The 19,177-nt window shown below is 57.1% G+C and carries 22 protein-coding genes and 1 pseudogene; 7 read left to right on the forward strand and 16 right to left on the reverse strand.

The window, feature by feature from the left end; all coding sequences use genetic code 11:
- Positions 1–12 precede the first annotated feature (12 nt).
- Positions 13–549, reverse strand: a complete 537-nt coding sequence (locus ACM1ZW_RS28510) for a dihydrofolate reductase family protein (protein WP_416739832.1) — start codon at positions 547–549, stop codon at positions 13–15.
- A 179-nt stretch (positions 550–728) separates the two neighbouring features.
- The gene (locus ACM1ZW_RS28515) at positions 729–2,696 is read right to left on the reverse strand and encodes an alkyl/aryl-sulfatase (protein ID WP_416739833.1); all 1,968 of its coding nucleotides are present in this window, start codon (positions 2,694–2,696) and stop codon (positions 729–731) included.
- Positions 2,697–3,146: 450 nt separating this feature from the next.
- On the opposite strand from ACM1ZW_RS28515, the pseudogene ACM1ZW_RS28520 reads away from it, so the two are divergent.
- Positions 3,147–3,254: pseudogene (locus ACM1ZW_RS28520) on the forward strand (transporter); the annotation flags it as partial.
- A 66-nt stretch (positions 3,255–3,320) separates the two neighbouring features.
- Here the strand turns inward: ACM1ZW_RS28520 and ACM1ZW_RS28525 are convergent.
- The 7 genes from ACM1ZW_RS28525 to ACM1ZW_RS28555 all read right to left on the reverse strand — a co-directional run bounded on the left by ACM1ZW_RS28525 (position 3,321) and on the right by ACM1ZW_RS28555 (position 9,195).
- A complete protein-coding gene (locus ACM1ZW_RS28525; protein WP_416739834.1) occupies positions 3,321–4,589 on the reverse strand; it encodes an OmpP1/FadL family transporter in 1,269 nt (422 codons plus the stop codon).
- 222 nt (positions 4,590–4,811) lie between these two features.
- Entirely contained in the window at positions 4,812–5,804 is a 993-nt protein-coding gene (locus ACM1ZW_RS28530) for a TerC family protein (protein ID WP_414878362.1), read from the reverse strand.
- Positions 5,805–5,941: 137 nt separating this feature from the next.
- Positions 5,942–6,262: an antibiotic biosynthesis monooxygenase family protein gene (locus ACM1ZW_RS28535; RefSeq protein ID WP_414878361.1), complete on the reverse strand. Its 321-nt coding sequence runs from the start codon at positions 6,260–6,262 to the stop codon at positions 5,942–5,944.
- A 41-nt stretch (positions 6,263–6,303) separates the two neighbouring features.
- Positions 6,304–7,278 carry a zinc-dependent alcohol dehydrogenase family protein gene (locus tag ACM1ZW_RS28540; RefSeq protein ID WP_416739835.1) on the reverse strand — a complete coding sequence of 325 codons (975 nt, stop codon included), beginning with the start codon at positions 7,276–7,278 and terminating at the stop codon, positions 6,304–6,306.
- 61 nt (positions 7,279–7,339) lie between these two features.
- The gene (locus tag ACM1ZW_RS28545) at positions 7,340–7,642 is read right to left on the reverse strand and encodes an ArsR/SmtB family transcription factor (RefSeq protein ID WP_017338400.1); all 303 of its coding nucleotides are present in this window, start codon (positions 7,640–7,642) and stop codon (positions 7,340–7,342) included.
- Positions 7,643–7,826: 184 nt separating this feature from the next.
- Positions 7,827–8,582: a DUF4239 domain-containing protein gene (locus ACM1ZW_RS28550; protein ID WP_017338399.1), complete on the reverse strand. Its 756-nt coding sequence runs from the start codon at positions 8,580–8,582 to the stop codon at positions 7,827–7,829.
- A gap of 118 nt (positions 8,583–8,700) precedes the next feature.
- Positions 8,701–9,195: a cupin domain-containing protein gene (locus ACM1ZW_RS28555; protein ID WP_017338398.1), complete on the reverse strand. Its 495-nt coding sequence runs from the start codon at positions 9,193–9,195 to the stop codon at positions 8,701–8,703.
- A gap of 330 nt (positions 9,196–9,525) precedes the next feature.
- Between ACM1ZW_RS28555 and ACM1ZW_RS28560 the strand changes: the two genes are divergently transcribed.
- Entirely contained in the window at positions 9,526–10,005 is a 480-nt protein-coding gene (locus ACM1ZW_RS28560; protein WP_150653215.1) for a phage infection protein, read from the forward strand.
- Between the two features lie 86 nt (positions 10,006–10,091).
- Here ACM1ZW_RS28560 and ACM1ZW_RS28565 read toward each other — a convergent pair whose 3' ends face one another.
- A complete protein-coding gene (locus tag ACM1ZW_RS28565; protein ID WP_017338397.1) occupies positions 10,092–10,436 on the reverse strand; it encodes a cupin domain-containing protein in 345 nt (114 codons plus the stop codon).
- 203 nt (positions 10,437–10,639) lie between these two features.
- Between ACM1ZW_RS28565 and ACM1ZW_RS28570 the strand changes: the two genes are divergently transcribed.
- A complete protein-coding gene (locus tag ACM1ZW_RS28570; RefSeq protein ID WP_414878358.1) occupies positions 10,640–10,996 on the forward strand; it encodes a DUF6463 family protein in 357 nt (118 codons plus the stop codon).
- On the opposite strand, the gene ACM1ZW_RS28575 is transcribed toward ACM1ZW_RS28570, so the two are convergent.
- The 3 genes from ACM1ZW_RS28575 to ACM1ZW_RS28585 form a co-directional block, all read right to left on the reverse strand.
- On the reverse strand, positions 10,971–12,074 hold the full coding sequence (locus ACM1ZW_RS28575) for an alpha/beta hydrolase family protein (protein WP_416740856.1): 1,104 nt from the start codon (positions 12,072–12,074) through the stop codon (positions 10,971–10,973). The genes ACM1ZW_RS28570 and ACM1ZW_RS28575 overlap by 26 nt on opposite strands.
- A 297-nt stretch (positions 12,075–12,371) precedes the next feature.
- A complete protein-coding gene (locus ACM1ZW_RS28580; RefSeq protein ID WP_416739836.1) occupies positions 12,372–12,698 on the reverse strand; it encodes a low molecular weight protein tyrosine phosphatase family protein in 327 nt (108 codons plus the stop codon).
- A gap of 44 nt (positions 12,699–12,742) precedes the next feature.
- A complete protein-coding gene (locus ACM1ZW_RS28585; protein ID WP_017338394.1) occupies positions 12,743–13,432 on the reverse strand; it encodes a winged helix-turn-helix transcriptional regulator in 690 nt (229 codons plus the stop codon).
- A gap of 103 nt (positions 13,433–13,535) precedes the next feature.
- Between ACM1ZW_RS28585 and ACM1ZW_RS28590 the strand changes: the two genes are divergently transcribed.
- On the forward strand, positions 13,536–14,477 hold the full coding sequence (locus tag ACM1ZW_RS28590) for a carbon-nitrogen hydrolase family protein (RefSeq protein WP_414878356.1): 942 nt from the start codon (positions 13,536–13,538) through the stop codon (positions 14,475–14,477).
- A 29-nt stretch (positions 14,478–14,506) separates the two neighbouring features.
- Entirely contained in the window at positions 14,507–14,941 is a 435-nt protein-coding gene (locus tag ACM1ZW_RS28595; RefSeq protein ID WP_017338392.1) for a GFA family protein, read from the forward strand.
- Positions 14,942–15,022: 81 nt separating this feature from the next.
- Here the strand turns inward: ACM1ZW_RS28595 and ACM1ZW_RS28600 are convergent, their stop codons facing one another.
- Both ACM1ZW_RS28600 and ACM1ZW_RS28605 read right to left on the reverse strand, forming a co-directional pair.
- Entirely contained in the window at positions 15,023–15,529 is a 507-nt protein-coding gene (locus ACM1ZW_RS28600; RefSeq protein ID WP_416740857.1) for a hypothetical protein, read from the reverse strand.
- Positions 15,530–15,670: 141 nt separating this feature from the next.
- Positions 15,671–16,132 carry an anti-virulence regulator CigR family protein gene (locus tag ACM1ZW_RS28605; protein ID WP_017338389.1) on the reverse strand — a complete coding sequence of 154 codons (462 nt, stop codon included), beginning with the start codon at positions 16,130–16,132 and terminating at the stop codon, positions 15,671–15,673.
- 338 nt (positions 16,133–16,470) lie between these two features.
- On the opposite strand from ACM1ZW_RS28605, the gene ACM1ZW_RS28610 reads away from it, so the two are divergent.
- Positions 16,471–16,926: a VOC family protein gene (locus ACM1ZW_RS28610; protein WP_416739837.1), complete on the forward strand. Its 456-nt coding sequence runs from the start codon at positions 16,471–16,473 to the stop codon at positions 16,924–16,926.
- Between the two features lie 51 nt (positions 16,927–16,977).
- Here ACM1ZW_RS28610 and ACM1ZW_RS28615 read toward each other — a convergent pair whose 3' ends face one another.
- The gene (locus ACM1ZW_RS28615; RefSeq protein WP_416739838.1) at positions 16,978–18,438 is read right to left on the reverse strand and encodes a transporter; all 1,461 of its coding nucleotides are present in this window, start codon (positions 18,436–18,438) and stop codon (positions 16,978–16,980) included.
- A 130-nt stretch (positions 18,439–18,568) separates the two neighbouring features.
- On the opposite strand from ACM1ZW_RS28615, the gene ACM1ZW_RS28620 reads away from it, so the two are divergent.
- Positions 18,569–19,057: an Lrp/AsnC family transcriptional regulator gene (locus ACM1ZW_RS28620; protein ID WP_416739839.1), complete on the forward strand. Its 489-nt coding sequence runs from the start codon at positions 18,569–18,571 to the stop codon at positions 19,055–19,057.
- Positions 19,058–19,177 lie beyond the last annotated feature (120 nt).

Genomic DNA, 19,177 nt, shown 5'->3' on the forward strand with positions numbered 1-19,177 from the left:
CCCTTCAGAAGATCAACGCACCAACTGATAGGTAGACTGCACGAGCCCCGAAGGAAAGCACCGACTGGTGACCAGCTTCAAAGCAATGTCCTGCGTAAGAGCCCCGAACAATGGTCTTCCCGACCCGATCAGCACGGGAACGGTGGTGATCACCATATCGGCGACTAACCCGTCACGCAGGAATGATTGCACTAACTGCCCGCCATCGACATAGACTCGACGCACACCTTGGCTGGCCATTTCCGCCAACAGGTCTGAAGGCGTGAGGTTGGAAAAACGCACCTTGCCCTCTAGCGCCTCAGGCACCTGCGAGCCGGCCAACTGTTGAGACAACACCACCACTGGCCGGTCGTAGAACCAGGTGTCGAAGGTCAGCACTTTCTCATAGCTCCCCCGCCCCATCACGATCGCATCCTTGTCGGCGATGAAGGCCAGGTAGCCGTGATCCTCGCTCTGATCATCGCGCTGCAAAAGCCAGTCAATGTCACCGTCGGGTCGGGCGATGAAGCCATCCAGGCTGGTGGCGATGAAAACATGTGCAGTGGTCATCGGAGTCTCCTTGTTTAGACGACGCATGGCTGACCGCATCGAGGACAGCGAAACCAATATATAGCTAAATTTCCTGGCGGGTTTCCCGACTTGGCCGATAGATGCCCCTTCTCTACCAACCTCCGATACGTGAACGCCCCAACTGTGGGGCGTTCTTTACAGGTGCAGGCTCGTCTGGGCTAAGGCTCGGAAATGGTGAACCAGAAGTCAAACTGGTCGAAGTGGGTCAGCATTTCCTTGAATTTGGCCTTGTCGCCGTCGATGGTCACTTCGCCGCTTTCCGACAGATTGCCCAATTTCAGTTTGCCCAGGGCAATGTCGTCGAGGGTGGTTCGGTTAAGAGTGACAGTGCCATCGGCCTTATCCAATTGCTTGTCTTTGCTGTAGTTCATGACGCCGTTTTTTACGGTCAACACGTACTTGGCGTTAATGTCGGGGAAGTTGAGGTTGAAGAGGTATGACTTGTCTCCGACTCTAGGGCCGTTCAAGTGAATGGCCAGGAAGTCGAGAAACATTTCAGTGGTCATGCCGCGAATGATGTCAGGTGAACTGGTATTGGGCGTGACCATTTTTTTCACGCCACCACGCAGTTCCTGCGCACCGGACAGGTAAAAGTTTCGCGCCGGGCCGGACTCGGCCTGGTAACCCATCTGTTCCAGAGCATCGGCCTCGATGGCACGTGCCGCCTGGTTTTTCGGGTCCGCAAAAACCACCTTGTTGGCCACGGTTGCTGCCCAGCGATACTCGCCTTTGGCATAGGCCGCTGTGGCTGTATCAATCATTTTGTCGGCGCCGATCATCTCGACATACTTTTTCGCTTCCTCTGCTGGCGGCAGCGGGTCGAAGTTCGCGGGGTTACCGTCCCAGAAGCCTAAATACAGCTGATAGGTCGCGCGCACGTTGTGTTTGAGATTGCCGTAGTAACCCCGGTTATAAAACTCTTTGGCCAGGCTATCAGGCAGGACGAACGCCTCGGCGATCTCGTTCATGGTCATGCCCTGATTGGCCATGCGCAGCGTCTGATCGTTAATGTACTTGTAGAGGTCGCGCTGTTTCTCGAGATGCTGCACAACGCGATCATTACCCCACTGCGGCCAATGGTGGCTACCGAACGACACCACGGCATCCGCCCCCCACAGATCAAGGGTTTGCCCCAGAGCGCTGGCCCACTTCTGCGCGCTGCGAACTTTCGCACCACGCAGGGTAAGTATGTTGTGCAAGGTGTGGTTGGCATCCTCTGCCAGGTCAATGGCTTTGAATTGCGGGAAGTAGAACAGCATTTCCGCCGGAGCTTCGGTGCCGGGTGCCATTTGGAACACCACCTCGATGCCATCGACGCTAAGTGTTTCTCCGGTTTTCTCGATCAGTTTGTTCGGTTCGAGCAGCGTGATGGTGCCGGCTGCCGTGGTTATGCCCAAGCCACCACTGACTGTCCCTTTGGAGCCTTTTGGCAACAGGTTGCCATACATGTAAGAAGCACGACGGCTCATCGCAGTGCCGGCAAACACGTTTTCACTGACCGCTTCCTCCATGAAACCTTCAGGGGCGATCACTGGGACTTTGCCGGATTTCGCATCGGCTTCAGTGACAATGGCACGCACGCCAGCGAAGTGGTCGACATGTGAATGGGTGAAGATCACCGCAGACACCGGAAGTTTTTCAACCTTGTCATTGACCAGCGCCAGTGCCGCTCTGGCTGTTTCCGCCGAGGTCAGTGGGTCGATTACGATCCAACCGGTTTTGCCTCGCACGAAGGTGATGTTGGCCAGGTCGATATTGCGCACCTGATAGATGCCATCCACCACTTTGAACAAACCTCGAATCGCCAGCAACTGCGATTGCCGCCATAAACTCGGGTTGACGGTGGTGGGTGTCGGGCCTTCTGTCTTGAGGAAATCGTACTGAGACAGATCAATCACGGTGTTGCCCGCATCGCCTGTGATCACAGGGCTGGGTAAATCGGCAATGAAGCCGTGGTTCGCGTCTTCGAAGTCTTGTTTATTGGCAAAGGGTAAGTAGCTGAGCAAGGCGTCGTTGGCTTTTCGAGTGACCTCGGAGGCCTCATTGGGAGCGGCATGCGCTGCGCCGATGGCAACGCAGGTCGATAAAAGTGCGAGCGCTATTTGTTTGGGAAGCGGAGCTAGCATGTTTTTCTCCTCGTGTTTGCAAACACATTCCCGAAACTGCTTCTGACGTCGGGCATCATTTCGTACAAATCAACGAACAGCGCAGACCCTGAAATGGCGACAGCACGGTGCAGTGGCGTCATTCTGACTGTGCTTACCCTCACACCGTAATCAAGCCTGCCTCTATTATTTTCGTGCTCAGCACTGCTGAAGTATTACGAAGCCCGGGCGGACAGAGTTGAGATAAATCAACCAGTCAGTGATTGTGAATTTGTTTAGTGAGGATGGGGGAACGCCTGGGTTTCTACCCGACCGGATGACTGTTCGGCCAGTCAGTCGCTCATCGATAGGTGGAAAAGGTTGCGGGGGGCGAGAAATTTTCTTTCCATTTTTCAACTGCGGCCAACGCCAAATAATCCAGCTATACCTACCTGAAATTGTTGGTGGTGTTTAGAAGGCCAGTAGGTCGCGGACTGGGATCAAAAGATGGGGCTTGCAGGTGACGGAATACGCAGCGTCACTAATCTCCAGCCGGTACTCCCATTCAGTTTGAACGACGATTGGAACCTGATTTCCAGATTACCGGACAGATCCTTAGTGGTTTTACTCTTTGGATGAAATGGACGTTCTTTCGTTTACTGAGCATCAGAATCGCCAGGTCATGTTGCCGGTCAGCGCTTGAATCCAGGCATTGTCGAACTGACCGGAAGTTCGAGTGCCTGACACGGATTTGGTCTGGTCCACCGGCATGTCGCCCAGCCAGACCATGGCCCAGCTGAGATTGACATCGGTGTCCCTGTTCAGGGCATAGGTGGCTCCCGCGGCAATCCGCCAGGATTCGCCCATGGGCACGATTACGCTGCGTTTGCTGTCCGAGACTGCGCTACTGTCGTAGGCCACACCAACATTCCACAGCCACTGCTCGGCGGCTTGGTACTGCGCGCCCAGTGACAAGTGCCAGGTGTCCTTGAAACCGGCATCGACCGTTTTCGATTGCGTGCCGAGCGCGGTGGTGTCGACCTGCACTCCGATATCGCCGAATTCCGACCAGTCCTGCCAGTTGGCTGAGGCCAGCAACGCCCATTGCTGGTCCAGTTGTTGGAAAAGGCTCAGGGTCAGGGTCTGCGGCACTGTCGTGTCGAGTTTGATATTGGTGTTGTTGACGCGCTCCAGCAGACGGCCGTCGCCTTGCACATCCAGCCGGTCTTCGAAGTTCAAGTCGACTTTGCTGGTATAGGTCAGGCCTATGCGCGTGCCGGCTTGCGGGGCGTAGATCACCCCGACGTTGGCGCCATAGCCCCAGGTGCCATCCTTGTATTTGTACTGACCGTCCGTGCGGTCGGTGAAACCGAAGGGGGACCGGTCGATAGCCGTTTGCGCCTGCAACATGCCGTACATGGCCTTGATGCCCACGCCCACCGACCATTGCTCGTTGAAGCGATACGCCACGCTGGGCACCAGGGACAAGCCGAGCAGGCTGGAGTTTTGCGCGAAGTAACGCCCGGACCAGTCGTTGTCGTAATTGACCGCCAGACCGAAATCGCCGTACTGGCCGAAACCGACACTCCAGTGATCGTCAAGCTCATGCGAGATGAAGAAGCTGCCGCCGGGAATCGGATCAAGGGCATTGCCACTTCTGCTGCCAGGGACATTGGTGTCGGAATCTCGATCGAAGGTCAGGTCGCCGTAAAGCACTTGCAAACCGCCGGTGATCTGCGTGCCTGGCAGGTAGCTCATGCCCGCCGGATTACTGGATATTGTCGAAGGGCCTTGGGCGCGGGCGGCGGCACCGGCGTTGGCGAGGCCGGCGTTATCGGTGCCGACTTCGTAGAGCATGATGCCGCCAGCCCACACTTGCTGACAGCAAAACGCAAGGAGCGTAAGGGCGGGCAAGGTGGTTGTTCTGGCGTGCATTAGTACCTCGGCAAGTATCTATTCTTGATAGAGCGTAGCTAATGTCTACCTGTCGATGGACTTATCAATAGTTACCCCCATGCCCCCTCTTAAGTTGAAGCGCCACGCTGATAGTCGTCGAAATGCCGATATTCGCCGCACGCATGACTGGCACGGATTATCCAAACCCGGCCCTCGCGCCGGGTTTGCCGTTTTCGTGTGGCAGCCGCCATCTGTCCGGATCTAAACCTGCGGGCCGGCAGAGGCCTGGTCGCGGGTTTTCCAAAGCGATAGCAGCACGCCGCCCAGCAGCAAAGCCAGGGTCACGCTCAGGGAAATGACCGCCGGAATCTTGCCGATGATGCCGACCATGAAGATCTTGCCGCCGATAAACACCAGCACCAGCGCCAGGGCGTACTTGAGATAGGCGAAGCGGTGAATCATCGCCGCCAGGGCGAAATACAACGCACGCAGGCCAAGGATGGCGAAGATGTTGGAGGTGTAGACGATGAAGGGGTCCTGGGTGATGGCAAAGATCGCCGGCACGCTGTCCACAGCGAAGACCAAATCGGCACACTCGATCAGCACCAGGGCCAGGAACAACGGCGTCGCCCAGACCACGGACTTGCCACTGGCATCCGCCTGGCGGACGAAGAAGCGCCCTTCATGCAAGCGATCGGTCACCCGCATGTGTTTGCGCAGGAACTTCACCAGCAGGTTATCGCTAAGGTTGGGCTGGGCATCGATCTTGCTGAACAGCATCTTTACCCCGGTCAACAGCAGGAAGATGCCGAACACATAGAGAATCCAACTGAACTCGGCGATCAGCGCCGCCCCCAGGCCAATCATGACAGCGCGCAGCACTATCACACCGAGAATGCCCCAGAACAGCACCTCGTGCTGATACTTACGCGGAATGGAGAGAAAGCTGAAGATCATCGCCATCAGGAATACGTTGTCCATCGACAGCGATTTCTCGATCAGAAAGCCGGTGTAGAAATCCATCCCGGCGTCACCGCCCTTGACCTGCCAGACCCAGAGGCCGAACAGCAAGCCAGCGGTGATATAGCCAGCAGACAGCAGCAGGCTTTCACGAACGCCGATTTCTCGATGCCCGCGGTGTAGCACCCCGAGGTCGAAGATCAACAGGCCGCTAACGATGCTGATAAAAGCGAGCCACAACCAAGTGGCGGTGCCGAGAAACTCGGCAAGAAAGAACGGTTCCAGGGCAGTCATGAGCCCCTCCTCCAAGTGTCGAAGTTGTACAAACTGCAACTCCGACATGGCAGCTATTCGCTGTCAGAGGGGCCCGGCGTTGTGGGAAAAAATCTAGAGAGACGCGTGGAATTTCTCAATCACGCAAGGGTTGCAAGTTATTTCAATGTGCGAGGCCCGTCAGTCCTAAAGTTTTCGCCCTCAATATGGAAGACCTTCGGTTCTCCCGAAAAATATTCCTCTATGCCCATCATGAACAGCCGATGGTCTTCACTCGCTTCGAAGCCCGGCGTGTGATCTTCGAGTGATCGCCACCTCACTATCAGGTTGAACATCTCGGGGCTTTCGATCCCTTGCGCAAGCAAGTGGCCGCCGTAACCTTCGGCGCGGCTGAGCAAAGGAGCGACCTCGGCGAATGCACGTCGGAACGGTTCAATCCGTTCTTTGTGAACGGGGAGCAGAGCGATTTCATAAATCATGGCGTACCTCTGAATGGACGTGAACGATTGAAAGTGCGCACTTACGAGATGAGCGATGGCTCGACAGCAATCGCGATTTTTCCTTGAATACCGTTGTTAAGACTTTCCAGCCGGGCATGTGCGAGGGGAATGTCGGCAAGCGAATAGACGGCGCCAACGTGTGGCCGTAGCTGACCGCGCGCTATCAATGCGCTCAACTCATCGAGCTTGCCGCGGTTTTGCCGGGTGAAAACGAAGTGATAACTCGCGTTTTTGCCCCAGGCTTGAACGACGTTTTGTGGCTGCGCAATGTCTACGATCGTGACGACGCGACCCAGTTGTGCGAGCACGTCGGGGCTGCGTGACAATGTGTTGCCGCCGATGGTGTCGAACACAACATCAACGCCGCGGCCACCCGTTTCCCGAATGACGGCATCAACATAATCTTCTTTTTCATAGTCGATGATCACATCGGCCCCCATGCTGCGTGCGAACTCAACGTTTGCTTCACGCACGGTCGTGAACACCCTTGCGCCAATGGCTTTCGCCAGCTGGATCGCGACATGACCGACGCCTCCCGCGCCGCCGTGGACAAGAATGCTTTCCCCTACCCTGAGCGCCGCACGCACGACCAGTGCTTCCCACGCCGTTCCGCCAACCAGGGTCAGGCTTGCCGCCTCAAGATGGCTCAACGAGGGAGGCTTTTTCCCGACAATATTTTCGGCCGCGATGTGGTACTCGGCATAACTGCCTGGCCCTTCAAATATTTGCGGGGTGTACCAGACTTCGTCTCCTGGAGCGAAGGTCGTCACACCTGGCCCAACTGCTTCGACAACGCCAGAGACGTCGTGCCCGGTAATGGCCGGCAGTGGCACCAGGTCGGGATAATCGCCACGTCGAACCTGGTAATCCAATGGATTGATGGAGGTTGCGTGCACCCGGACCAGGACCTGCCCTGTTTGCGGCACGGGCTTGGGCACGTCGCAAAGTTCGAACGATTCAGGACCGCCGAATGATTTAAGCATCATCGCTTTCATAGTAAATCCTCGCATCGATAAAGTGGAATATCGAGATATCTCGATATGCTGCGGTAAAAAATTACAGATCTTTCCCGATGATCTCGGCAAGCGCGCTGATGGTTGCTTCATTGCGTTTGTAGTAGGTCCACTGACCGATGCGCCTGACTTCGACCAGGCCCACTCGTTGCAACGTGGCCAGATAACCGGACACCGTTGACTGCGACAGTCCGATCCCTTCTTGAATACTGCTGACGCAAACGCCGACCGTGAGAACGTCACCTTCGTCCTGCGGAGGGAAGTTCTTTGCGGGATCCTTCAAACCTTTCAGGATTTCAAGACGCGTCGGGTTTGAGAGGGCTTTGAATATTTCGATCAATTCCATGAGCTGAGGATATCGAGATTTATCGATATGTCAATACGAGAGCTTAAAACAATCTCGAGTTTCGCATTGCCAACGGTTTCTCAGGCTAGACCGAGTGACTGTTTATGGCTGTGGATTGATTTTTCATACAGAAGGCACAGGCATTCGAGCCTGTTCAAAACCGTGTTTTGCTAAACCCAAGCCTCTACAACTGCATCTCTGCAAGCGCTCTGCGCAACGGGGCATCTGAGATTTGTATCGGGCCGTGGAACGGAACATTCATGTCCAGTACAAGATAAACAGAGGCGGCTATGAGTAGCGCCGATACGGTGAACATGCCCACGACCATCGGGTTTCGCGGCGCCCGGTACCCCAAACTGGCGTAGATAAGTGTCATCCATGCCACCAGCATGCCGATCAGCGGGCCTGGGATGGCACCCTCTGATTGTTCAACGATCTTCCAGCGCTGTTCGATCAGAGAGTGATACTGCTGACGTATATCCACCATCATGGTCTCGTGAAAGCGGTCCACTGGCTTGATGGCGGTCAATGCCCCACCGATAGCGTCCAGATATTGGACCGCGAGACTTTTTTGGTGCTGTAGCGCCTGGTCACCCCGATAAGGATTGGCAATGGCCTCTTCGACATAAACCATCAGATGCCCCCGGGCCTTTTCTGCGGCGGTGCCATAGGCTCGGAATGATCGATCGAGAATAATCAGACTTGTTGCATAAGCATGCACATTGGAGTCGATGGCTTCGAATGTGTTTTTGGCCGAATTAATCATCAGGCCGAATACCAACGAAGTCATTACCACGAATATGTTCGCCACCAGACGAACCACGGCATTCGTGTCTTCGTCTTTGTGGCGCGCTGCCAGCTTTGGATACAGTTGCATCATCAGCAACGATGCTGCCAGCAAACAGGTGAAAATGGCTACCGCTACCCAGATAGAATCCATGTGTTGCCTTCGAAGTCAGCGATTTGCAAGAGTCTGGCGTCGAGCGATTTATAGCTTGATGCATCGAATCCTAGCCTATCTGCCATCGAATGGCATGGGTTGCTCAGTTCAAGCGAAGTTACTTCGCCGCATTCCGGGGATCATCATGGCTATCAATATATTCGAGGCCCAGCGGACCCGTTCCGTAAACCTGTGAGATGTACTCTCCTGATTTAGCCCAGTGAAAATGTGGCGTATTGGCCGGCAGTATCACTACGCTACCCGGACCGTAAGCCACCAGTTTTGCCGGATCGAAAACTGTACCGAAGCCAATGTAGAACACACCGGACATCACCGTGTAGATACGATCTTCAGGATGGGTATGGGGCATTAATTTGGTGCCACTGGGCACTTTGACTCTCACCACATAGGGTGCTGGCTTGCTCGGGTCGCCGGCCAACACAGCCAGTTTCACTTCTTTCGGGAACGCTGGAAAGCTGCGCCACTCCACGTCTTCATTATGCAAAGCACCGACTTTATCGAGTGGCAATGATTGTGCCTGGGCGAATGGCATTGCTGCGCTGGCGACAAGAAGTGCAGCCAGACCAGCAGTTTTCATCATGTTCTGAATCATGAAAGACACCTTAATTACGCAGTAAACACATTGAGATCGTCACCTGCTCCGCTAGTACATCCGGTGAGCAAATCGTGGCGAGTCACTGTATTTGTCACTGGCAGCGCTGAGAAAGACGTTGCCGCGCATTACAGTTGATACGCAATGTAATCAATGTGCTGGCACGTTCCGGTTGCCAGCGCTGCACCCCATCATCACGTTCACCAGAGGCAGGCCGTTCGCTCTATCAATGCCGTCGATGGTCACCATCACGTCAATGAAGTTCTCATAAAAAATCCGCGGCGTAACATTGGCTCCATACCAACCAACAACACCCCGGAGCACACGATCATGAAACGCCAAACCATCCTCAGCATCGCTTTCTCGGTTTTTGCAGTTAACGCTTTTGCCGCGACCTCGACTCACCCGGTTGTCGCTGAAGGCGGCTCGGATCGTCTGATTGAAAGTCGTGTGGCTGAAGGTGGTTCGGATCGTTTGATCGAGAATCGTGTGGCCGAAGGTGGCTCGGATCGTTTGATCGAGAACCGCGTCGCTGAAGGTGGTTCGGACCGTTTGATCGAGAATCGTGTGGCCGAAGGTGGCTCGGATCGTCTGATCGAAAACCGCGTTGCCGAAGGTGGCTCGGATCGTCTGATCGAAAACCGCGTTGCCGAAGGTGGCTCGGATCGTCTGATCGAAAACCGCGTTGCCGAAGGTGGCTCGGATCGTCTGATCGAGAACCGCGTTGCCGAAGGTGGCTCGGATCGTTTGATCGAGAACCGCGTTGCTGAAGGTGGCTCGGATCGCCTGATCGAAAGCCGCGCAGCATAAACAAATCGCGTCACCGCAATGCCCAAAAAGCCCGGCCTGATCAGCCGGGCTTTTTCGTGTTCATTGTCTCGATGCAGTCAGCGAACTCACCCTTGCCTGACGATATCAACCGAGATTTCCACCGCCGCAATGGTGCCTCTGTTCTCCAGCCAGTGCGTGGTGTTCCTGTCTTCGGGCCAGCCCACTCCCGGCCCATAGTCGGTGGCGACTCCGTCGCGGTGATCAGTGATCGTTCCTTGCAGTATGTAGACGGTGCCTGGTCTGTCCTTATGGTTGTGAATCGGCCCGAAGACGCCTCCAGGATCGATGGTCACCAAACGCATTCGAAGTTGGCGCCCTGCCATGCCCTCGATCTCGGGGCCGAGGTCGACCGTTGCCAGTAACTTCACCGCCACCCCTTTCGTTTCAGGGGCCACCTGTTCAATGCTCATCGCGCTCTTCTCTGTAAAGACAAGGGTCTGACTAGAAGTAAACACCCTTGAAGGCGTGATCGGTTGGGAGGCGACAAAGGGTCAAACCCGGACTCATGTGGCTAATGCCGGTCAGTCACGTGAAGTAAATAGCGAGCGGCCACACCTGTCTTTGAGGTACAACACACCCGATGAAATACTGACCGCCACGGAGCATGGAAGATATGTCAAACATCGTCGCATGGACCCTGTTCGCCCTGGGCGTCTTACACATCCCATTCGGTATCATCAAGTTCAAGACAGCATTCGCCGCCGCTGTAGGTGGCGGCTTCGTTGACCAGTTCAGAGCACACGAAGATCGGCGTGCTGCGCTCTGGTTTACCATGCTGGGACCGCTTTTCATGCTCGCAGGGCAGGCAGCGGTTCACGCCGTGGCCGTGGGCGATCTCGCGCTGCTGAAAATGGTTGGCATCTATGTACTTTTGATCTCGATCATATGCGTCGTTGCGGTTCCAAAATCGGGGTTCTGGGCAACGCTACTGATTTCTCCGCTGATCATTGCGGCCGGGTATGGCTTGTAAGGCTGACTGACGGTTCGAGTTGTTCACTTCGCTCGCTCAGCGCCCAGACAGACGACTGAAGAAACTCCGCTATCAGCGATATAACCTGCTGTTGAATCACTTCACGCGCACGACCGTTGTCGCCATCCAGGCAAATGATGCCATCGCCCGGTACTTCTTCTTCGAGCATTGCCTGCGCGCCAGGCTTGCACATCGACAAGAAACTGAAATGGCTGGCGTCGCTGATTTCGACGTAACGGCTTGACGCTGGAGGCAGGCGTTTGGCCAGGTTGGCAGACTCCAGCTCAGCGGGTAGATCGTGCGACGGCACGCCGGCAGCGATCACCAGCGCGGGTACCGGCAGCGCGGCCAGGCTTTCATCGGTCAGGCCCCGTGAAAGGCCCAGGTCCAATGTCACCACGGCCGTGACGCGTTTATCACGCAAATCGGCGGCCAACGCGGCCTTCGATTCTGCGGTGCTTGCCGGGTTTATCTTTCCATAGACGGAGCAACTGGCTAACTGCGGGTGTGCTTTGCACTGCTGAGCGAAGCGGTCCGGGTCGAAACGAGCACCGGCAATCTCCAGGGCGGTCATGCCGCCGAGTGAATGGCCCGCTACTGCAATTTGGCCATTGGCGACCACGCCGAATTTTTCAGGTTGAGTCGTGACGCTATCAATGGCGCGGCGCACATCAATGGGCCGCTGCCACAACTGCGCCGCTGCTTGAGGGCTACGGTCATGAGTGGTGGTGCCAGGGTGATTGATCGCAGCGACGATGTAACCCCTGTGAGCCAGAGCACTGGCAAGCCAGATCTGGTTGCTCCAGTTTCCCCTGTACCCGTGGGAGAGCACGACCAATGGATGCTTGCCGGCAGCGGGCGGCGCGTCACGAACGGCAGAAGCTCCGACAAACACCACATCATCGCCGATCAATTGCGTGGCGGCGGTCGTTGCACTGGGGTACCAGACGACCATCTCCAGTGAGCGGTCATTTTGCGCGTCCGGTAGTGTGGAAGACTGGAAGCCGATTGGGTTTTCGTCAGCGAGTGCGATAGTCGTCAGACAGGCCAAAAACAGGGCGTAGAAAGGTATTTTCAATGTCGATTCTTCCTTGATGAGACACGTGCATGGCCACCTGAACCCGCCGGTCGGCGCATTCCATCTTCGTACGGAGTCGAAGCTAACGAGGCTGCCTATGGGCACGACATTAAAGCCCACATTCGAACCGCCCGCTGATCGATTTAACCAACCTGCTGCATCGACCGGTTGAATCCACAGCCGATTGCCGTCTTCTGCACAAGGGACTAACGGTCTTGGGACCACTAGTGCTGCTTCTCGCGAGACGCAAAAAAAGAGTCTGTTCAAACGTGAACCGGCCCAGCAGGAGGCATCACCTCAGGAAGGCAAATACCGCCTGACTCTCACCTCCAACACCTTGACCAGCCCAGGCTCCATGTACTGATAAACATCCGGAATGTCCAAACAAACGACACGCTTGTCCACCAGCTCCGCACCAAATCGAGCCACCAGTTTGTTGCGATGAATCGGCTCCATGACACATACCAGATCAGCCCACTGCAGCAGCTCCAGGCTGACTGGAATATACGCATCGTTACTGATACCTGCCGATGCAGTTTTCACGCCCGGCCAGTCAGCGAAATGTCGTTCGGCCGTGGGGCTTCGCAGGCGGTTCTGGCTGCAGATGAAAAGCACGTTCAACATCGGATTAACTCCAAACAGTTAACGTGACCCGGGCTCAGCCAAGATCACCGATTGACTGCCGCGCTTCGCGTCCCCGCAAACGCACTCGTGCCCAGCCAACGCCACAGACATTCCGCATCCTTCACCGCGCCATCCACTCGCAACTCTCGCGACTGAAGCACTTCCCGCGGTGTGCGATCGCCCGACCACACTTCGGTCAATGCGCGCACGCTGGAATCCACGACCAGCGTCAGTTCACGGCCGGGGTCGTCGCGGCACAGGTCGGCCACGCCCTCCTCGACCACCAGCCACCACGCTTGCTCGCCGGGCCGGGCGTCGCGGAATTTGAAGTGGATGACCACCGGTCGAGGTGGGAATGTTTCGATTCGCACGAACCGGCGCACGTCCCACATCAGCAGGCCCGCGTCGAGTTGGTCATCGTGCAGGCGACTGCCGATCCAGCGTGCGCCCCAATGACCCAGTGCCATGATGATGGGGCGCAGTTCCTCGCCCGCTTCGGTCAGGCTGTACTCCCAGACTTTGCCGGTGGCCGAGCGGTGTACGACGCCGATTTCTTCCAGGTGGCGCAGCCGCTGTGCCAGCAGGCTGGTGGACATTCGGGGTACGCCGCGGTGCAGTTCGTTGAAGCGCTTGCTCCCGCACAACAGCTCGCGCACGACCAAAGGTGTCCAGCGTTCGCACAGTGCTTCGGCACCGCGTGCGACCGTGCAGAACTGACCGTAGCTTTCGTCCATTGCCTGGCCCCCGCGACTGAAACGCTTCAGATTGTGAACTAGCCCCGTCACTCCGCCACGCGCACGCTCAAGCCTTCGAAGCCAAGTGCAAACGGAGAACGCCATGACCAAGGTAGCCATTATTCAGCGCCCGCCCGTGTTGCTCGACCGCGGCGCGACGATCGCCCGGGCCGTGCAGTCGGTCGCCGAGGCAGCAGCGGCTGGAGCCTCGCTGATCGTTTTGCCCGAATCGTTCATTCCCGGTTACCCGTCGTGGATCTGGCGGCTGGCGGCGGGAAAGGACGGGGCCGTAGTAGGACAGTTGCACACGCGGCTGCTGGCCAACGCCGTCGATATCGCGAAAGGTGACCTGAACGAATTGTGCGAAGCCGCCAGGGTTCACGCCGTGACGATCGTGTGCGGCATCAATGAATGCGAACGGCAAACGGGTGGCGGCACACTCTATAACAGCGTAGTCGTTATCGGCGCGGACGGCGCAGTGCTCAACCGCCACCGCAAGCTGATGCCAACGAATCCCGAGCGCATGGTGCATGGCTTCGGTGATGCCTCCGGGTTGCGCACGGTGGACACACCGGTTGGCCGCGTGGGTGCGCTGATCTGCTGGGAAAACTACATGCCACTGGCGCGCTATTCACTGTATGCCCAAGGGGTGGAAATCTACGTCGCGCCCACGTACGACACGGGCGATGGCTGGATCAGCACGATGCGTCACATTGCGCTCGAAGGCCGCTGTTGGGTGCTCGGCAGCGGCACCGCGCTGCGCGGCAGCGACATCCCCGACGACTTCCCGGCGCGTGCGCAACTGTTTGCCGAGCCGGATGAATGGATCAACGACGGTGACTCGGTGGTGGTCAATCCGCAGGGCCGGATCGTCGCCGGTCCACTGCACCGCGAGGCCGGCATTTTGTATGCGGACATCGACGTCGCACTCGTGGCGCCAGCGCGGCGAGCGCTCGACGTTACCGGGCATTACGCGCGCCCTGACATTTTCGAATTGCAGGTGCGGCGCACGCCGGCGACGCCGGTGCGCTACATCGACGAATGAAGGCAAACCATTGATCAAGGAGTCACGCCATGAACATTGAACGCTCTTACAAGGGCAGTTGTTTTTGCGGCGCAGTCGAGTTCACCGTCAGCGGCGAGCCGGTCGGGATGGGTTATTGCCATTGCGAGTCGTGTCGGCATTGGTCAGCAGGGCCGGTCAATGCCTTCACGCTGTGGAAACCCGACGCGGTGCAAGTAACTCGAGGGGCTGACAACATCGGCACCTACAACAAGACCTCGCGCAGTTACCGCAAGTGGTGCAAGACGTGCGGCGGGCATCTATTCACTGAACACCCGGAGATAGGACTGATCGATGTATATGCCGCGGTCATCCCGGATCTCGCGTACTCGCCAGGCGTTCACGTTCACTATCAGGAGACTGTGTTGCGTATCAAGGATGGATTGCCGAAGCTGAAGGATGTCCCCAAGGAACTGGGAGGATCGGGCATCAACGTGGACGAATAGCACTTAAACCGGAGCCAATGAAAACGGGCGCCTTGTCGGGCGCCCGTTTTGTTCAGGGTTGCGTGCTGCGAATATCGCTGATCAGTGCGATTTCTTTGATACGGACGTCCCGGCTTTACTCAACCCTTTCCCGTTGTGGTCCCCTGGTGTCGAGTCCGAGATTGCCGTGGCTTTGGTCACGCCACGCGTATCTTTGGAATGGGCGATGCCTGAAGTCGTTGTGCCATGACCGCGCTCACCATTGCGATCATTGCCGTAGTGGTTTCCACTTTCGCCGTGGTCACGAACAGACTTGCCGGCATGATCGCTGCTCAATCCATTACCGCGGCCGTTGCTGTTAGCGTTGCCGTGATCTGAACCGCTGTGACCACCACCGGTACCGCCGCCGTGGCCACCGCCATTACCGCCGCCATTACCGCCGCCATTACCGCCCCCATTACCGCCTCCTCCGTTACCGCCTCCGTTACCACCACCATCCTTCGCGTAGGCGGCGCTCATGGTAGAGAGGTGAGCAGGGAGTAAGGGTGCGGCTGCAAGCATCATGGCGCATGACATGACAGCAACGAAACTCTTGTTTTTTAAAAGCATGATCGCTTCCATAGGGTTGATATCGCGTACGTTAAGACGCGTTTTTCCCTCCGCAGTTCAAGTCATGCGACAGACGGGATGCGGTGCGCACTGACCCAATCAGCATGCCGCCAGAACGATCGCCGAGTCTTCACTCATCCATTAATCAAACGCTCCGTTGAGCACTTCGTAGATGAGCCCGGTTGCCAGCGCGACCAGTATCAAATCGGTGCCCGCTTGCTGCCATTCGTATCCGTCGTAGTGCGGCAGCCTGCCAACCAACCGACCGTCCAGTTTTTTCGCAATGCCGGGTGGAAGAGGCTTGCCCCGAGCGAGGTTTTTTTGAATGCCGGGTGGCAAAGCAGGGCCGGGACTCCAGTAATCCCTGTAACCGCCAATGATTCCGAGGATGCTGCCTCGATTGATGCTCGGGCCATGATCCCAATCACCGCCTCCGGCGTTTTTGCCTTTGCTGCCCTGATTGCCATGTACCTGGCTGTTTTGCGGGTTTCCCTTGCCGTTTCCCTGGCCCTTTCCATTACCGGGATCGGCCAGTGCAGTCGCTGAGCCGCTGACCAGCGCAAGACATGTAATCGCGACAACCAATGAGCGTGATTTGAGCATGAGTCGTTCCTTCAGTGTGGCGGGACATCTCTCTGAATCTTAGACGCGATTGACAGCGCGGGTTCCGATCCTGCGAGCCATGGGCTGTATGCCTATGAACAATTGGAGCTTCCCGCATGAAGATTGGACGGGAGCGTCCTTGCAGAAAAAGTAATAGGAATTAGGACAAAAGAGTCATTTCGACAGGCAACAACCGCAAAAAAGCAGACACTCTTCCTCACGGGTCGCCCATGTCTCATCCATGGGTGAATGGCATCACTTGGATGACTTTTTATGACGCCATCGAGTTCCGAAGGTGCGGTAGTTACCATGGACATCAATTCGGAAGGAGGCATGCCATGGATCTGAAGCTCAGCCACATCGATGTACTGGTCGAGAATCTCGAAGAAGCCTGTGATTACTACGCACAGATACTGAAAGCCAGGATCTCCAAAACGCTCGTCTGGGAAAGAGGTGGCTTGCATGTACGCTACGCGATTGCGCTGATCGGTCAGGAGCGTTTCATGTTGGTACAGCCACTGGCGGGGAATCTACGGGAGCTGTTGGACGCCTCGGGCGAGGGAATGATTTATCGCCATTGCTACTCGACACCGGACATCGAAAAGACCTATGACGAATTGATGGCGGCGGGTGTTCAACCGGAAGACGAAAACGGAAAGCCATTGGCCCGTGCGAACCTGCAATCCCCGTCCGGGACACGCATCATCTGGTTGCCCAAGCGCTTCGGTCACTTCTCTATCGAGATCCTGGAAGCCAAGGCGCTGGAAGCATTTGTCGAGGCTGCATTTGCCTGAGCACGTTCAAACTCGTTGTCGTGCCCAGACCGGCCAGCTCACCCGGCAATGCTATCCAAACCACCCGCTCAGCAACCCTGCGCCCAACGCGACCAATGCCGTATTGAGGCAGACCAGCGCGAAGCCAAACCTTACCAGTTCGCCCTCTTCCGTTGCCTGGGTTTTGGCAAGACCCAGGATCAGCATGACGATCGACAGCGAGCCCAGTGCGGCATGCCCTGCCGCGCTGTTCTGTACCGCTGCCAGCAACAGCCGAGAGTGTTCGGGCAACATCGCGATGGCCGGCATGAAGATCGCGTTGCCGCCCACGTTCGACCCCGTCATGTAGCCTGACAACGCACCAAAGAGGGCCACCAGCGACGTCGCGGCGGTGGGCGACAAGCCCGCCAGCAGTTGCATCAAGCCCGCGAGGAAGCCGGCCTTCACCATCATCTGCGACATCGCGAGAAAGAAAAAAATGGTCAGCAATGGCCGCCTCGCACGCGCCGCCAAGGCAGCAGGCACACTGATGTCGGACGCTGTCTGGCGTGGTGTGTTGCGCGTGTAAAAACCTAACCCGATCAGCACCAGAACCAGCGCCAGGCCGGGTGATGCCAGTGGCTTCCAGGTGACTTGGGCACCTTGTACGATCCAGCTGTCCTGCCAAGAGGTGATCGTCCACACCATCTTCAACGCGACGATGTAGACAATCAGCAACAGATACGGCCAGGCCTGACGCGGCCATTGCACTGAACCGCGCTCACTATCGCTGCGACGCAAGCGCCAAAGCCCGGCCGATAGAACGGCAACGGCCGTCACCAGGCCCGCGGCAACACCGGCCACTTCCGGCCCCAACCACCGACTGGCACTGTAAAGCACACCTACAAACAGCAGCCAGAAAACGCCCAGCGCCCTCCACTCCCGCCACTCACGAACGCCTGCCAGATAGAGCGCTATCGCACTGAGGGCGAAAAAAACCGGTGCGCTGGTGAGTGCCGAGGTCGACGCCAGCGCGGCGGCGTCCAGGTGAGCCAGCGAGGCACCAATGACCGAAGCCAGGCCCAGCGTTCCCCACGGCATGATTGCCATGCCGGCGAGCGCTATGCGCAGCGCGACCCGGCGCTCGAAGAGGCTGAGCAACAGGGGCACCGTTGCGATCAATGACACGCCGAAGCCAGTCATCGCTTCCAGTAACGGTGCCAGCCCGAGGACGATGAACGCCACTTGATCGCCGCGTCGCAAACCCAGTGACCGCACCCATTGGCTCAGCGCCAGGTTGACGCCCAGGCGCTCGATAAAAATCACGAAGGCCAGACCCGGCACGATCACGAAGGCCGTGCTGGCAAACAGCACAGCGGTATCTTGAACGGCAGCCACCATACTGCTCGGCTGCCACGATTCGGCAACGCCGGCGAGCCAGAGCACCACGACGAGTAGAGTGCCGGCGATGGCGGCATGAACGGGCGGCCGGCGCAGCACGACGAGCATGGCTGTCACCAACAGGACAGGGGAAAGATGAAACAGTGCGAGCATGCCAATTATCCTGTGTGAATTCCCGATCAAGGCGGCGAGAGCCGTCTGCAGGCAAGATAATATTTCTCGCAGCTAGATAAAGGGCCGCAGTTTTCTGGTAGTTTTCGAGAAATTTTCTCGCGGGCCTGACATGGCAAAAATCGACGCAGCCTCTGAACCACTGGACAAATTCGACCGTGCCATCCTGGACCTCGTCCAGCGCGACAACACCACACCGCTGCGCCTGATGGCCGAGCAGGTCAATCTCTCCACGGCCGCCGTGCAGCGCCGCATCAAGCGGATGGAAGAAAGGGGTGTCATCACGGGCAATGTCGCCATCGTCGATCCCACCGCCGTAGGACGGCCGATCACGATCATTGTGGAGGTGATGGCCGAGCGCACGAGCATCGAGGCACTGGAGGCGATGAAGGCACACTTCGCGGTGCCCGAAGTTCAGCAGTGCTACTACGTCACCGGCGAAGTGGATTTCGTCCTGGTGTTAACCGTTGCCAGCATGCAGGAATACCAGGCGTTGGCGCGGCGATTGTTTGCCGAGAATGCCAACGTGACCTGGTTCAAGACCATCGTGGCGCTGGACCGTGTGAAAGTCGGGCTAGAGGTACCCAGCTTGCCGAGGTAATCGTTCCCTGAAGCTTTCAGTTGTCAGACCGATTGAAAACAACCTGGTACCCGGAAATCGACGAAGGACCGTCCGTGAGCCGCTTACCGGCCCTGCCCTTTGCTTCCATTGATCTGTTTG

The sequence above is a fragment of the Pseudomonas sp. NFX71 genome (assembly GCF_048079215.1).
In the GTDB taxonomy this organism is placed as follows: domain Bacteria; phylum Pseudomonadota; class Gammaproteobacteria; order Pseudomonadales; family Pseudomonadaceae; genus Aquipseudomonas; species Aquipseudomonas fluorescens_B.